Origin of the sequence: Kitasatospora purpeofusca (assembly GCF_042691725.1) — a bacterium.
Taxonomy (GTDB): domain Bacteria; phylum Actinomycetota; class Actinomycetes; order Streptomycetales; family Streptomycetaceae; genus Kitasatospora; species Kitasatospora purpeofusca_B.
Genome location: NZ_CP170483.1, coordinates 1,993,209 through 2,006,097, shown reverse-complemented (window position 1 = coordinate 2,006,097; position 12,889 = coordinate 1,993,209). Strand labels below are relative to the sequence as shown.

At 73.5% G+C, this 12,889-nt stretch carries 13 protein-coding genes and 1 pseudogene; 4 read left to right on the top strand and 10 right to left on the bottom strand.

Going from position 1 to position 12,889, the window contains the following annotated elements; genetic code table 11:
- Positions 1 to 118 precede the first annotated feature (118 nt).
- The 4 genes from ACFCLZ_RS07910 to ACFCLZ_RS07895 form a co-directional block, all read right to left on the bottom strand.
- On the bottom strand, positions 119 to 1,699 hold the full coding sequence (locus ACFCLZ_RS07910) for a S41 family peptidase (protein ID WP_380284068.1): 1,581 nt from the start codon (positions 1,697 to 1,699) through the stop codon (positions 119 to 121).
- Positions 1,696 to 3,267, bottom strand: a complete 1,572-nt coding sequence (locus ACFCLZ_RS07905) for a hypothetical protein (RefSeq protein ID WP_380284067.1) — start codon at positions 3,265 to 3,267, stop codon at positions 1,696 to 1,698. The genes ACFCLZ_RS07910 and ACFCLZ_RS07905 overlap by 4 nt, the downstream gene beginning before the upstream one ends.
- Entirely contained in the window at positions 3,267 to 4,037 is a 771-nt protein-coding gene (locus ACFCLZ_RS07900) for a uracil-DNA glycosylase family protein (protein ID WP_380284066.1), read from the bottom strand. Before ACFCLZ_RS07900 ends, ACFCLZ_RS07905 begins: the two co-directional genes overlap by 1 nt.
- Before the next feature lie 279 nt (positions 4,038 to 4,316).
- Entirely contained in the window at positions 4,317 to 4,826 is a 510-nt protein-coding gene (locus tag ACFCLZ_RS07895) for a GNAT family N-acetyltransferase (protein WP_380284065.1), read from the bottom strand.
- A gap of 106 nt (positions 4,827 to 4,932) precedes the next feature.
- Between ACFCLZ_RS07895 and ACFCLZ_RS07890 the strand changes: the two genes are divergently transcribed.
- Positions 4,933 to 5,484, top strand: coding sequence for a hypothetical protein (locus ACFCLZ_RS07890; RefSeq protein WP_380284064.1), 552 nt, complete (start codon positions 4,933 to 4,935; stop codon positions 5,482 to 5,484).
- Here the strand turns inward: ACFCLZ_RS07890 and ACFCLZ_RS07885 are convergent.
- From ACFCLZ_RS07885 to ACFCLZ_RS07875, 3 genes are all read right to left on the bottom strand, one after another.
- Positions 5,453 to 6,616, bottom strand: coding sequence for a methyltransferase domain-containing protein (locus tag ACFCLZ_RS07885; protein ID WP_380284063.1), 1,164 nt, complete (start codon positions 6,614 to 6,616; stop codon positions 5,453 to 5,455). The two genes, ACFCLZ_RS07890 and ACFCLZ_RS07885, sit on opposite strands and share 32 nt — an antisense overlap.
- A gap of 156 nt (positions 6,617 to 6,772) precedes the next feature.
- Positions 6,773 to 7,459, bottom strand: a complete 687-nt coding sequence (locus ACFCLZ_RS07880; protein WP_380284062.1) for a hypothetical protein — start codon at positions 7,457 to 7,459, stop codon at positions 6,773 to 6,775.
- Positions 7,460 to 7,742: 283 nt separating this feature from the next.
- Positions 7,743 to 8,228 carry a hypothetical protein gene (locus ACFCLZ_RS07875; RefSeq protein WP_380284060.1) on the bottom strand — a complete coding sequence of 162 codons (486 nt, stop codon included), beginning with the start codon at positions 8,226 to 8,228 and terminating at the stop codon, positions 7,743 to 7,745.
- Here ACFCLZ_RS07875 and ACFCLZ_RS07870 point away from each other — a divergent pair.
- Positions 8,176 to 8,322, top strand: coding sequence for a hypothetical protein (locus ACFCLZ_RS07870; RefSeq protein WP_380284058.1), 147 nt, complete (start codon positions 8,176 to 8,178; stop codon positions 8,320 to 8,322). The genes ACFCLZ_RS07875 and ACFCLZ_RS07870 overlap by 53 nt on opposite strands.
- Positions 8,323 to 8,483: 161 nt before the next feature.
- Here the strand turns inward: ACFCLZ_RS07870 and ACFCLZ_RS07865 are convergent, their stop codons facing one another.
- Both ACFCLZ_RS07865 and ACFCLZ_RS07860 read right to left on the bottom strand, forming a co-directional pair.
- A complete protein-coding gene (locus ACFCLZ_RS07865) occupies positions 8,484 to 8,954 on the bottom strand; it encodes a hypothetical protein (protein ID WP_380284057.1) in 471 nt (156 codons plus the stop codon).
- 104 nt (positions 8,955 to 9,058) lie between these two features.
- Positions 9,059 to 9,466, bottom strand: coding sequence for a hypothetical protein (locus tag ACFCLZ_RS07860; protein ID WP_380284056.1), 408 nt, complete (start codon positions 9,464 to 9,466; stop codon positions 9,059 to 9,061).
- Between ACFCLZ_RS07860 and ACFCLZ_RS07855 the strand changes: the two are divergent.
- Positions 9,408 to 9,536, top strand: a pseudogene (locus ACFCLZ_RS07855) (helix-turn-helix domain-containing protein); the annotation flags it as partial. The gene ACFCLZ_RS07860 and the pseudogene ACFCLZ_RS07855 overlap by 59 nt on opposite strands.
- Before the next feature lie 55 nt (positions 9,537 to 9,591).
- On the opposite strand, the gene zapE reads toward ACFCLZ_RS07855, so the two are convergent.
- Positions 9,592 to 10,668, bottom strand: coding sequence for a cell division protein ZapE (gene zapE / locus ACFCLZ_RS07850; protein WP_380284055.1), 1,077 nt, complete (start codon positions 10,666 to 10,668; stop codon positions 9,592 to 9,594).
- A gap of 447 nt (positions 10,669 to 11,115) precedes the next feature.
- On the opposite strand from zapE, the gene ACFCLZ_RS07845 reads away from it, so the two are divergent.
- Positions 11,116 to 12,603 (top strand): glycoside hydrolase, encoded by a 1,488-nt coding sequence (locus tag ACFCLZ_RS07845; protein WP_380284054.1) that lies wholly within the window; start codon positions 11,116 to 11,118, stop codon positions 12,601 to 12,603.
- Positions 12,604 to 12,889 lie beyond the last annotated feature (286 nt).

Genomic DNA, 12,889 nt, shown 5'->3' with positions numbered 1-12,889 from the left:
GGCGCCCAGGCGGCCTTCTCGTAGCGCGCGGCGTCGGCGAGGCCGAGCTTTTCTGTTCGCGCTCGTGGAGACCACGATCACCCATGGACCGGCCGGCCCGACACGCCCCCTTCGGACCTCAGCGCAGCAGCGCGGCGGCCGCCGCCAGCAGGTCCTGGTTGTGGCCCAGGACGTCGCGCCTGGTCAGCCGGTGCAGCGGCTCCGCCGCCACGCCGAAGTCCTCCAGCGGGACACCGGCGTTGCCCCCGGCCCGGGTGGCGCGGCGCAGGGCGACCCGAAAGCCGGCGCCGCGCGGCAGCGGGGCCGGCAGACCGGGCAGCCAGACGCCCAGCAGCTCGTACGTCCACACGTTGGCGCCGCCCGCGCCGGTCGTCGCGGCCGTCCCGAGGACGGGGCCGAGCCCGTTGTCCGCGAAGCCGGCGGCGAAGATGTCCGCGGCCGAGTAGGTCAGGGCGTCGACGATCAGCACCTTGGGCCCCGCGTAGCGCGCCAGCCCGTCGGCGACCGCCTCCGGATCGGTGAGCGGGAAGGCCTGCGAGTACGGCTCGCCGCTCTCCACCGCGTCCCGGATCGAGCGCGCCCACGGGCGGAAGGCCGGGTTGGCGCGGGCCAGGGTGAGCGCGGTGCGGGTGGTCGGCAGCGCGAACCGGACCGGGGCGACGGGCCCCGCGCCGCCCAGCACCCGCAGGGCGGCCTCGGCGGCCAGGATGTTGCCGCCCGGGTTGCCGCGGATGTCGACGATCAGGCCGTCCGCCGGCGCGGCCGCCGCGATCGCCGCCACCTGCTCGGCGAACCGCCGCGCGCTCGCGACGTTGAACGAGAAGACGCGCAGGTACCCGTACGGGCGGCGGCCGCGCGTCCTGCGGTACGCGAGGACGTCCCGGGGCGCCCGCGCGGCCGAACGGCGGGCCGGGGCCGGCGCGAACAGCGCGCGCTTGGCCTGGCGGGTCGCCTCGTTGCCCGCGTCGATGCCCAGGTGGCTGCCGAGCGTGGGCACCGGGTCCTGGTCCCGCCCCCGGTGCCGGTCGGCGGCGCGCACCCGCCACGGCACCCGGCTCTCGCGCAGCCGTCCGTCGGGGGTGCGGTAGGTGAGCTGGACCCAGCGCTCGTCGGGCGGGGGAGCGGTCCGCAGCGGGCGCAGCGTCAGCGACTCCAGACCGCGGGCGAGGCGTGCGTCGGGGCTGCAGCCCACCTGGGCGGCCGCGCTGCGCTCGATGGCGCGCTCGACCGGGACCCCGTTCCACAGCTCCAGTTCGACGCCGGCGTCGAAGTCCGCGTGCCGCAGCGAGTCGTCGGTCCGGGAGACCAGGTAGTGCGGCGCGCCGTCCTCGTCCCGGTAGCCCTCCACCAGGAACCCGAGCACGGCGACCTGTCCCCGGTACGGGTCGGGGAGCTGGTAGACGGTGTGCAGGTCGCGCAGGTCCCGGAAGACGGCGGTGAGTTCGCCGTGGAACTGGAGCTCGCCGAGGTCGGGCACCCGCCGCTCCAGCAGGCGCAGCCGCTGGACCGGATCGGTGGCGTAGCGCGCCCGCTTGAGCGGGAGGTGGACGTACAGCTCCTCGAGCAGCACGCGGGCGGCGGCCAGCAGCCGGTAGCGGTCGGCGAGCGGCAGCGGGTCGGCGGCGGCCCGGGCCAGGAAGACGTCCAGCCCGGTGGAGTCCGGCAGCGCGCGGGCCGGGGCCGAGACCCGCGGGCTCACGGGTAGCGCGCCTTCAGCCGCTGGAGCTCGGGGATCGCGCCGCGGTCCACGGCGGCGAAGAAGGCGGCGTCGTGGGTCAGCGCGTCCGGCTCCGGGACGACCAGTGCGGCCGGGACGTCGTCGGTGCCGGCCAAGGCGGCCGCCTCGCCCTCGGGCAGGTCGCCGAACAGGGCGAGCGGCGCGTCGGGGTCGTCGAGCGGGCCGCCCCAGGCCGCCAGCGCCTCCTGGGCGCCGCGCCAGGCGGCCTGCGGGTCCCGGCGGACCCCGGCCAGCGCCCGCTTGACGGCGGGCCAGTCCGGATCGGTCAGGGCCACCCGGCGGCGCAGCCCGGGCGCGGGCTCGATCGCGCTGGTGGCCGCGGCCCCGGCGGCGGTCATCAGCGGCTGCGTCCCGTAGCACGGCCGGCCCCGGACGACCACCAGCAGGACGTGGCGCTCGGTCGCGTCGATGACGGCGCGGTACACGTCCCCGGCCGGGTCGGGGCGCGCCAGCACCAGCAGGTCGGCGGCGCTGCCGGCCGCCAGGCGTCCCACCTGCGGCCCCCAGGCGGTGGCCAGCGCGTCGCCGGGGCCCGCGGTGACCAGGTCGCACAGGGCCCGGTCGTCGAAGTGGCCCTCCAGCTCGTGCCGGTTGAGGCCGTCGGCCACCTTGAGCTCGCCCAGGACGTGCTTGGTCCCCGACGGCGACCAGTCGGAGCCGAGCACGATCCGCAGTCCCTGCGCGGCGGCCGCGACCACGTCCGTCGTCTCGCGGTAGAGCCAGAGGTTGGAGAACGGCGACCACACCACGGTGCCCCGCTCGGCCGGGTCCACCGCCGCCACCGCGCCCTGCCAGGCCGCGAACTCGGCGGGCGTGAGCGCGGTGCCGTGCACGCCGACCAGGCCCGGCCGCAGGCACGGCGTGAGGTCCGCGAACTCGCGGTGGACGTGCGACACCGGCTTCGCCGGGTCCTGCTCCACGGCGCGCCGCCCCTCCGCGACGTGGTAGATCAGCACCCGGGTGCCGTCGAGCTTCGGCGCCGTCTCCTCGCGCAGCACCTCGGCGTCCTGCTGGAGCGCCGAGGTCAGGATCACGTCCCGCCCGGCCGGCAGCCTCTCGGTGTCGACGATCCGCACCAGCCCGCCGTCCAGCGGGCGGGTCGAGTGCGGCGCGCCCTGGACCGACGTCGTCCCGCCGACCAGCGCCTTGACCTCGACGTACGCGAGCAGCGCCGCAGGCGCGGCGTGGCCGAGCACCTTGGCGGGCCAGGTGACGGTGCTCGCGTAGTCGGGCGCGCGCCGTTCGTCCACCCAGCGGTCGTGGTGCAGGTACGGGACGCCGACCGCCTCCCAGAGCGGCAGCGTGTGGTACGCGAGGTGGCCGTGCAGGTCGACCAGGCCGGGCAGCACCAGCGCGCCCGTCCCCGTGAGGTCGACCACCGGGGCGGCGGCGAACCCGGTGGGCGGCGGCTGCCCGGCCGGCTGGACGGCGTCCAGCCGGCCGTCGTCCCCCGCGTACACGGCGCCGGGGTCCAGGACCCGGTGCTGCTCGTCGAAGGTGACGACGGTGCCGCGCAGGACGAGCGCCATCAGCCCGGCGCCTTCCAGACCAGCGTGTGCCCGTCGTCCGGGGTCGGGCGGCCGACCGAGTTCTGCAGCCCGGTCCCCTTGGCGCGCACCCACGCGTCGTCCCCCAGGAACACCGGCGCGCCGAACGGCAGGTCGCGGCGGGGGACCGGACGGTAGTCGGCCTCCTCGAAGGCGTCGCCGTAGTTCGGGCCGGTGTTGTCACCGTCCTCGTCCGGCCCGACGACGGGGCGCAGCGTCGTGATCGCCGCGCGCCAGCCGTCCAGCAGCGCCACCGGGTCGTGGCTCGACGGGTGCGGCACCTTCACCAGCACCGCCTGCTGCGGCCGGCCGTCCCAGAGCCGCACCGCCTCCTGCGCCATGAACCCCATCGCCACGACGGCCTCCAGGCCGGCGCCGACCGCGGCGCCGAACACCTCGTTGCGCCACTGCAGTTGGGCGGCATCGGCGAGCCGCTCCTTCATCGCCTCGGCCCGCGACGGATGCACCGCGTACGCCCACGCGTTGAGGCAGACGTAGGACCGGGTCAGGCCCAGCTTGCCGAGGAACCCCTGCACCCGCTGCCCGGCGTCCCCGACCAGGCTGCGCCCGGCGATCCGCTCGGTCGGCCCCGGATCCGAGGCCACCACCAGCACCCGCGCCGAGCCGTCCAGCCGGCCCCGGTAGAAGACCGGGCCCCAGTCGAACCAGAACGCCTGCGCGTCGGGCGGATCGGGCACCCGCCCGAACAGCTCCGCGAACGCGTCCGAAGGCCCCCGGTCGAACTCCGCCATCGCCCACCACCTCCTCACCGGCGGCCACCCGGGCACCGGCGCTCACGCGGCACGTCGGCCGTCGCGGTGTTCCTCCCAATGGACCACACCACCCCCGCCCCCGCAAACCGTCCCGGGCTCAGCCCTGCCCCGAACGGCTCGTCGCCCCACCGGAACCGGGCCCGGCCCTCGCCGATGTGCGGGAGGCCTCTCGCGGTTCGTGCTCACCCTCCGCTGTCGGCCCGCCGTGCGGCCCGGGCCTGTGCGTTCGTTGCCAGGACGCCGCACCCGCCGCCCGCCTCAACCCAGACCGGTGCGCGGGTCCAGGAGCCAGTGGTTGGTGCGGAGGACCCGGTCGGCGAAGGTGACGTCCTGCTCGCCCAGGAGCCGGAAACCCAGGGCGCGGCAGATGCCGTTGGACGGGGCGTTCGTCGTCGCCGGGAACGCATGGACCAGCCCCCACCGGCCGTCGTCGCGGGCCAGCTCCAGCAGCGCGCGAACCGCCCGTTTGCCGAGCCCCCGGCCCTGGAACTCCGGCAGGACCATCCACCCGATCTCGGAGATCCGCTCGCCGCCGTCCTCGTGCGCCCACAGGGTCACCGTCCCCGCGACCACCCCGGGCGCGGCCCCGTCGGGCACGATCATCTTGATCCAGTCGGTGTCCGCCGCCGCCCGCCGGACGTCGCGTCCGACCTTCGCCGCCATGCCCTCCCGGGGCAGCGGCCCGCCCAACTCGGCCATCATGGCCGGGTCGCACCGCATCCGGGCGTAGGCGTCGACGTCGCCGTACCCGACATCGCGAAGCAGCATCCGTGATCACCCTTCACTCGGGGCTGCATGCGTACGGATCCGATCATGGCCGGTTTCCCGGGCGCGGGGCAGACGGGCCGGAGGCGGGTGCCTACGCTGGGCGTCCATGTCGATGACCACCTGGGCGATCCGGCGTGTGCGCCTCGTCGCCGCACTGACGTTGTTCCTCAGCCTGCTGGGCTTCGGCCGGCCGGCCTTCGCCGCGGCCGATCCCGTGCCGCAGTACTTCGCGCTGAGCGTCGACGACACGACGCTCACGCCGGGCCAGGCCGCCACGTTGTCCGTGACCTTCACCAACCGCCAGGCCACCCCGGTGACCTTCCTCTACGTGTCGCTGTACGCCTCCGAGTGGGGCTCGCCGCCCTCCACGGCGGTCCACCGCGAGTTCACCGGGTGCTCCGGCGCGAGCTGGTGCGACGTGGCGCCGATGAGCGTCCGCTTCAACCTGGTCTCACCCTCGGTTCCGATCGCGCCCGGGGACAGCCGCACCGTGACCCTGCCCTTCCGCTTCACCGCGGACTCGGACTGCACCGCCGGGGCCCTGGTGGGCTTCCACGTCTACTACTTCTACTACGAGTACGCCCAGGGCACCTACCAGGGCGGCGAGCTCCCCGCCACGCCCGCCGTCAGCTCCCTGGTCTGCCCGCCCGCACCGTAGCGCCGCGCTCCTCGGGGGCGGGCCCGCCCGCGGGCCACCGCACGCCCTCGTGCCGGTCGTTCAGCCAGGCGAACTGACCCTCCCGGGTGACGGTCAGCCCGTAGGCGCACGGCTCCGGGCGGCCCAGCGACTCCCACTGCGACCACGCGAGCAGCACCTCGTCGCCGATCCGCCGCGCACCGCCCTGGCTGAGGACGGCCCTGCCGCCGTCCACGGCGGAGAAGGAGGCCCACGAGGCGGCGCCGTCGTGGATCCAGGTGGTCACCCCGTGCTCGTCGTGACCGGTGGCGAGCACCGCGTCGGGTACGGCCACCCGCAGCGCGAACCGCAGGTGCCGGTCCTCCTGGAGCGGGGCCGGATCCCGCGCGACGAGTTCGCGCACGTCGGCCGGCCCCCGGGCCGGGACCGCCGCCGGCGCGGGGTCGTTGCGGTCCGCCATGAACCGGCCGAGGCCCCGCACCCACCCGGAGGCGCTGCGCCCGTCCTCGGCGACCGTGAGCGCGACATGGCCCAGCCGCCCCCAGGGGTGGACGATCCGCCCGCCCGGCCGGGTGGCCTCGATCCAGGTCCACGGCACGCGTTCGACGGCGTAGGTGGCGATCACCCGGTCGAACCGCCCGCCGCCGGGCGGGGTGGTGGTGGCGTCGGCGGTCAGGACGTCGACGCCCAGGCCGGCGGTCGCCAGCCGGTCCCGGGCGAACGCGGCGAGGCCGTGGTCGATCTCGGTGGACACCACCCGCCCCGGCCCGGTGCGCCAGGCGGCCAGCGCGGCGTTCCAGCCCTGCCCGGCGCCGACGTCCCAGACCCGGTGCCCGGGCTCCAGGAGCAGCGCGTCCAGCATGTCCACCACCACGCCCTGGGCGGACAGGCTGGAGGACGGCAGCCCGCCGGACACCTGGGTGACGGCGGCCGCGTCCTGGCTGCCGTACAGCTCGTCGGCCCAGCCCTCCGCGTCCGTCCGCCGGTCCACCGGTGCGTACGCGTGCCCGTCCCAGCGCCACAGCCGGGTCGGCGCGAAGAGGTCGCGGGGCAGCTCGGCCACGGCTTCGCGCAGCCACGGGGCCCGCTCGGGCCAGTCCCCGCGCGCGTCCATCGCCTCGTCGAGCGACGCCCGCCGCTTCGCCAGATCCACGCGCCCATCCTCGCCGCGGGGCCCCGGCAGCGGCAGAGGAGTGCGGAAGCGCACCCGGGGCGTGCGGGCACCCGGCCGCCGTCCGGCGCGGGAAGTCGGCCCGGCCGACTTCCTGTGCCGGTCGGAGGCCGGGGGTCGCCGATCGGGGGTCGGAGCTCAGAGCCGGATGTCGGGGGCCTGGAGGACGATGCGCAGGTTCTCGTCCGCGCGGTCCGCCTCGACCTCGGGGCGGAGCCAGACGTTCTGCACGGCGTCCTCCTCCGGGCCGTCCTCCACCCGCACCCAGAGCAGCAGGCCCCAGATCACCGTCGGTGCGTAGCCGTCGAGTTGGCCGCCGAAGCCGATCGGCACCGCGACGCCGATCCGGGAGGGCGGGGGCCGGTCGAAGTCGGGTGCGGCGAAGTCCGAGGCGTCCTCGCCGGCCAGGACGACGGGGGTCTCGATCACCTTGAGCCAGTGGACTTCGAGGCCGTCGGCGATCCGGTCGAGCGCGACGGCCAGCCAGCCGCGCACCGCCGCCTCCGGGTCGGGAAGCCAGCTCAGCGGCCCGTCGGGGTCGGTGGCGCGGGCGAGGTCGTCCTGCGGCGGACCGAAGTTCTCGTTCTCGACGGCCTCGCCGATGACGTTGCCGTCCCGGTCCAGCTGCCACCAGCGCCGGATGGCCTCCTGCGGCGCCCAGTTCTCGGCGGAGTACTCCCCGGCCACCTCGTAGATCCAGGTGCCGCCCTCCCGCCCGGGCGGCAGCGGCGGGTCCTGCGGGCCGACCGGGCGCATCGTGCCGCGCGGCGGTGCGTCCTGCGGTGTGGCCGACCGGTTGCGGCGTTTGCGGCCGAAGATCCCCATCCCTCGCCCCTTCCCCTCGATTGCGGGAATTCTTCCCCGGGGCGGCCTCACGTAGTGAGAGGAGCGGCAACAAGAAGTTCATCCAACAGAACTGATGGGTCATCAGCTGAGCGCGGGGCGCCGTGCCCTGTCGCACGATGAGGACGGAGTGCCGAAGCACCACAGACCGCACCGCGAACAAGGCCGCCGAGCAGCTGGGCGTGTGGCGGTGTGGGGGAGGCCGCCCGAGGCCGGTCGATCCGAACGTCGGATCGACCGGCCTCGTCGGGATTTCGTCGCCTGGTCAGGCGACGTAGACGAGGTTGAGCCAGAACATCTCCATGGGGCGGGCCTGGTTGACCGTGCCGATCGTTCCGATCTTGTTGCCCTCGTAGGTCATGCCGCCGAGCCAGCCGACGTCCCGGGAGTAGGCGTTGCCGTTGATCCCGTTGGCGTGGGGCTGGACCTGGATGGCCTCGATGGGGCTGTTGATCCCGGTGGTGCCGATCTGGAAGTTCCCCGAGGTCTTGCAGACGAAGTTGCTGTCCCAGCCGTAGTTGGTCCGGTGGGCCCTCGCGCAGAAGGTGTCCTGGTCCCCGGGGTTGATCTGGAACTCGATGGCCTCGATGTTCTTGGCGAGCCCCTGGGTGCCCGCCCACTGGCCGTTACAGCTCCACGGCTGCCAGCCCAGGTCCTGGACGTGTGCCCGGTAGGCGAACCTGCCGTTGCAGACGCTCGTGGTGGTGGCGGTGGCCTGTCCCGCCGTGGCGGCGAGCCCGCTCAGGGCCACCGCCCCCGCGACGGTCACGCGCAGCACGGTCTTTCGCATGTCCTCCCCTAACCGATGCCCCTGGCGGGCATCCTCCGCGGCAGATCCTCGATGATCACGCCTCGCGCCCAAGATGGTGCGTCAGCGGAAAGTCCGTAGTCAATGGATATGCCGGTGGCCGGGAACGGGCGAGTGGGCGAACGGCGAGCGCCGTGGGGGAGCGGGCCGGGGCCGGGAGGTGTGCAGCTCCCGGCCCCGGGGTTCAGCGTGTTCGGGTCAGCAGGGGACCGGGGTGCTGACGGAGACCGGGGACGGGAACCAACCGAACTTGGACACGCTGAAGGTGCCGCTGACGACGTTGTTGCACGGGACGGTGCTGCTCGGGCCGTTGACGGTGACCGTGCTCGCGAGGAAGTTCACGTTCTGGTTGACGGAGCCCAGCGAGGCGCCGCCGACGACCTGGCCGGAGATCGTGGTGGAGAGCACCTGGGGCTGCGGCGGGAAGTCGGGGGTGGGCGGGCCGGCCAGGGCGACCCGGCCGAGGAACTGGACGTTGGTGCCGGTGATCGCGGCGCAGACCTGGGTCATCAGACCGGCCTGAAGCGACCACGGGCTGCAGGTCTCCGTGGTGGCGGTCGTGGTCGCGGTACCGGTGGTGGCGGCCTGGGCGGGAACGGCCATCAGCGTGCCGGCGGCGGCCGCGCTCGCTGCGAGCAGGGTCAGGCCCTTGAGCGGACGTCGGTTCATCGTGCGTACTCCTTCACTTGGTGGGGTCCGGCGTGGGACATTGCCGGATCGGGTAATGCCATTGCACTTGTGCCATGTCACATGTGCAATGGCACAAGTGTGGCTCAGGTTTGAATGTCAAGTGGGGTCTTCGGGCAGGAAACGATGATCAAGTCCGGAAAATGACCTTGGATGGCGAGATTTTGTCGTAGTTGCTGATGCTCGGCGGGGCTTCGGATAGCAGTTCGGGTGGGCGTGAAGGTGAACGATGGACGGCCGAGTTGTGAGTGAATCGCGGACATGGCGTGTTCGCCGGGGGCGGGGCTCGCGGCCGCGGTGCCCGTCGCGAGAGCCGTCTTCGGTGACGACCCCGTGGTCGTCCGACTGACGGCCGACTCGGCGGCCGGGTTCAGGGGAATGACCGGGGGCTGCCCGACGGCGCCGCGATCACCCCGGAGACGGTCGTCGAGGTGAACGTCGCCGATCCTGTCCGTGCTCAAGAACGGCCGGGCGCGTTCGATCCGGTTCAGCACCCTCACCGCGCTGTGCGACGTCCTCGACTGCCGACCCGGAGACCTGCTCACCGTGTCGGCCGGGCCCGGCGGCCGGACCGGGGACACTGACCGTCGCCGAGACCCTCCGGCGGCCCGGCGGTCACTCAGCGGGCGGCCTCCCGAGCCGGCCGCCGCAGGAGGGCGAGGCGGCTGGCGGTGCGGTCGAGGTCGCGCATGAGGGCTGAGCCGTCGGACAGGCCGGCGAGCGGGTCGGCGCCGATCAGGACCAGGCGGACGTCCCGGTCGCAGCAGACGTCGACCAGGTTGGCGAAGCGCCGACGGCCGTCGGGGGATGCCTCGGTGAGCGGTGGGACGCCGTCGACGACGATGGTGGCGAAGCGGTCGGCGAGCGCGAGGTAGTCCGCGACGGCGGTGAGGCCCTCGCACAGCTCCCGGAAGCCGAACCACACGTGGTCGTCGCGGACCGCCCGGACCGGCAGCTCACGGTGGTGGGCGGCCACCGTGCCCGCCTCCGCGGGGCCGGGCGGCGTGAGGCCGGCCGAGGTCTCGTCGCCGGGGTGGAGACGGGCACCGAGGCCGAACCCGTGGGCACGGTCCGGGCGGGGCCGCTGCCGGAAGTCGACCGGCCCGGAGATGTCGAGCACGTCCATCCGCTCCTCGATCAGCCTGATCGTCGGCTCGAAGAGATGGTGGTACAGGGGATCGGGCATCAGCCCGGCGGGCGGGTAGTTGGACGTGGTGATGAGGGTGATCCGACGCTCCAGGAGGGTGCCGAGGAGGCGGGCGACCAGCATCGCGTCCCCCGCGTCGTGGGCGTGGAACTCGTCGAAGACGAGGATCCGGCAGTCGCCGAGCAGCTCGTCCACAGCCTGGTCCACCGCCGCGCCGTCCGCGGTCGGATGCCCGGCGTGCTGGGCGACGCCCTCGTGCAGCCGGCGGAAGAAGTCGTGGAAGTGCAGCCGCCGCTTGCGCGGGGTGGGAAGGCCGTCGAGGAAGGTGTTCACCAGCCAGCTCTTGCCCCGGCCGACCGGGCCCCAGAGGTAGAGGTGCCGCGGACTGCGGCGCAGCCGCCAGGCCGGGTGGGCCAGCTCGCCGGCCAGCCGGCTGAGCCGTTCGACCGCAGGCTCCTGGGCGGGATCGAGCGTGAACCCGCCCTGCCCGGCGGCCCGGTGGAAGTGCCCGCGCATCGCCTCGTACTGCTTCTGCACCCTGTCCGTCATGGGATCGGACCCTAGCAGGGTGTCAGAACCGTGAAGATCGCCGGGAGTTGCCTGGTCAGCGGGCCCTCGGGAGGGTGCTGCCTCCGGACGGCCCGACCGCCCCCGCCCTGCGGGCGGGGCGCCGACAGGCGTGTTCTGTAGGGGTGGTGGGAGTGGGAAGTCGGGCCGGTCGACTTCCCACTCCGGTCATGGCCGGGTCGTCACGGGGAGATCGTCAGGTCCACGTCCGGGCCGACCTCCGTGGCGGCGTAGAAGCTCCCCTTGGCCGAGTAGCGGGATGCGCGGCCCGTCTCGCGTGCCACCCCCACCATGTAGGTGGTTCCGTCACCTTGCCGATTGTGGATGTTCCACGCGCGGAGGGGGTCTGGCCACGCCTCCACCGGTGGTGCAGACTTCGCTTCGTACGCATCCCAGTCCGGATGTGTGGTTTCTGTCGAGGGGGGCTAGATGGAACGCCGTACGGTTCTGCGTGGTCTGGTGGGTCTGCCGGTCGGAGCGATGGCGGTCGTCTCCGCCGCCCGGCCGGCCTGGGCGGACTTCACCACGACGGTGAATCCCCAGAATCAATGGGGGACTTGGGAAGGGTGGGGCACCTCCTTGGCCTGGTGGGCCAACCAGCTCGGCCCCCGGGAGGACCTCGCCGACGTCCTGTTCAGCCGGAACACCGTCCAGTTCCAGGGGCAGACGGTGCCGGGGCTGGGCATGAACGTGGTCCGCTACAACGCCGGCGCCTCGGGGACGAACAGCATCGGCGGCAGGACGATGCAGCCCGTGGCGGCGCTGGACGGTTTCAAGAAGATCGAGGGCTACCAGCTCGACTGGTACTCGGCGGACCCGGGCTCGTCCAGCTGGAACTGGAACGCGGACGCGCACCAGCGCGACATGATGTGGCTGGCCCGGGACCGCGGCGCCGACAGGTTCGAGCTCTTCAGCAACTCGCCGATGTGGTGGATGCTGAAGAACGACGATCCACAGGGATCGACGGACGGCTACACCTGCAACCTGCGGGACGACAACTTCGGCCGCCACGCGGCGTACCTGGCGACGGTGGCCCGGTACGCCCACGACCACTGGGGAATCGATTTCACCTCCGTCCAGCCGGTCAACGAGCCGGGGGCCAAGTGGGGCGGACACGCGGGCTACAGCCAGGCGCAGGAGGGCTGTCACTTCGACCGGGCCCAGGTGGCCGAGCTCGTCCGGCTGACCCGCGGTCAGCTGGACGCCCGCGGACTGCAGTGGATGATGGTGGCGGGCCTCGACGACTGGGGCGTCGGCGACGCCGTCTTCAACTGGACGAACAACCCCGACTTCGACGCCGCCACCCGCGCGGCCGTGGGACGGGTGAACGTCCACGGCTACGAGTTCAACGGCGACCGCGACGCGCTGTACCAGGCCGTGGCGGCGGACGGCAAGAACATCTGGATGTCCGAGTACGGCGACGGTGACACCAGCGGCCTGACGCTCGTCCGGAACCTCCACTACGACCTGCGCTGGCTGCACCCCACGGCATGGGTGGCCTGGCAGATCCTCGACTGGGAGAACTACGGGCCGATCACCCTCACCGGCGGGGTGATCGGCGCGGTCAACCCGAAGTTCTTCGTGCTCGCCCACTACATGCGCCACATCCGTCCGGGCATGACGATCATCGACGCGGGCCACCCCGATGCCGTCGCGGCCTACGACGCGGTGAACCACAAGCTGGTCATCGTCGCCGTGAACTACGGGCAGGGGCAGTGGATCAACTTCGACCTGTCCCGCTTCGGCAACCCAGGACAGGACGGCTCCGTGATCCCGAGGTGGGCCACCGGGACGGACGTCGGCGGCGAGCGCTACCAGCACTACCCCGCGGACACCGTGCTGCACGGCAACGAGTTCTGGTCCTACTTCAACCCCCGCACCGTGCAGACCTTCGAGCTCTCCGGGGTCTACCTGTAGGTCTGCGTCCTGACCCGACACGGTACCGGCGGGGAGCCATACTGCTGTGCTCTGTTGGCCGGCCCGCCCAGGTGCCGGCACAGCGTCAGGACACGGCGGAAGCCGAGGCTGTCGGCGCTGACCCGGGCCGGCGGACCGGCTGACGGTCCGCCGGTCTCAAGGACACCGTCTCGCTGCGCCGGGGCGAGTTCGCGGCGGTGGTTCGTTGGCGGTGTTGAGGTCGGACCTGTCGGTGGGTTTGTCGGGTTGGTGGTGGGTACGGGCGGGCCCCCGCCGCGGTGGTGCG

Coding starts and splice junctions, on each gene's coding strand:
- ACFCLZ_RS07905 (WP_380284067.1), bottom strand. CDS start 3,267: ATGGCGCTCGTCCTGCGCGGCACCGTCGTCACCTTCGACGAGCAGCAC.
- ACFCLZ_RS07900 (WP_380284066.1), bottom strand. CDS start 4,037: ATGGCGGAGTTCGACCGGGGGCCTTCGGACGCGTTCGCGGAGCTGTTC.
- ACFCLZ_RS07895 (WP_380284065.1), bottom strand. CDS start 4,826: ATGCTGCTTCGCGATGTCGGGTACGGCGACGTCGACGCCTACGCCCGG.
- ACFCLZ_RS07890 (WP_380284064.1), top strand. CDS start 4,933: ATGTCGATGACCACCTGGGCGATCCGGCGTGTGCGCCTCGTCGCCGCA.
- ACFCLZ_RS07880 (WP_380284062.1), bottom strand. CDS start 7,459: ATGGGGATCTTCGGCCGCAAACGCCGCAACCGGTCGGCCACACCGCAG.
- ACFCLZ_RS07865 (WP_380284057.1), bottom strand. CDS start 8,954: ATGAACCGACGTCCGCTCAAGGGCCTGACCCTGCTCGCAGCGAGCGCG.
- zapE (WP_380284055.1), bottom strand. CDS start 10,668: ATGACGGACAGGGTGCAGAAGCAGTACGAGGCGATGCGCGGGCACTTC.
- ACFCLZ_RS07845 (WP_380284054.1), top strand. CDS start 11,116: ATGGAACGCCGTACGGTTCTGCGTGGTCTGGTGGGTCTGCCGGTCGGA.